Origin of the sequence: Vibrio sp. 1727 (assembly GCF_033344415.1) — a bacterium.
Classification (GTDB): domain Bacteria; phylum Pseudomonadota; class Gammaproteobacteria; order Enterobacterales; family Vibrionaceae; genus Vibrio; species Vibrio alginolyticus.
Map to the genome: position 1 here is coordinate 1 of NZ_JAWPOT010000570.1, position 545 is coordinate 545.

Annotated in this window: 2 pseudogenes; one reads left to right on the plus strand and one right to left on the minus strand. The window is 46.4% G+C overall.

Features of this window, described 5'->3' with window-relative positions:
• Window positions 1–170 (plus strand): annotated as a pseudogene (locus R8O10_RS26990) (nucleotidyltransferase domain-containing protein); the annotation flags it as partial.
• Here R8O10_RS26990 and R8O10_RS26995 read toward each other — a convergent pair.
• Window positions 167–545 (minus strand): annotated as a pseudogene (locus R8O10_RS26995) (DNA polymerase II); the annotation flags it as partial. The pseudogenes R8O10_RS26990 and R8O10_RS26995 overlap by 4 nt on opposite strands.

Genomic DNA, 545 nt, shown 5'->3' on the forward strand with positions numbered 1-545 from the left:
GTGGTGAAGTGTTTTTGCAATATCATCCCGAGAAAAAACTGGAGATTGACCGCCTCTGCATATTGTTATCTGGAAGGCCAATTCCCAAGCGTTCGGTCATTGGCCTAATTGATGCTTTCGGCGGCTGGCTCGTGAAGCAGTACCAAAAGACTGAGTTTCGTATTGGTTAGAACAGTCCCATCTGTGGTGCTGAGAGGGTTTCAAAGTCTGTGCCGATAAATGGCAGAATCGCATCTGCAACAGGCTTTAGCTGCTTGTCGATGTAGTGCTGGTAGTCGATAGGACTGTTACGGTATTCATGAGGCTCAGGGCCATTTAGGGTAATCAAATACTCTATGCGCCCACGATTTTGATACTGTAAAGGTCGACCAAGCTTGGCATTAATGTCGTCGGCTAAACGTGCTGCACGCACTTGAGGTGGAATGTTTTTTTGGTACTCATGCAGCTTTCGGCGTAGTCGCTTTTGATAAACCAATTGGTCATCAAACTCCCCATTATTGGTTTTTTCTACTACTTCACGCACATAGTCACTCGGGTCTTCGCCA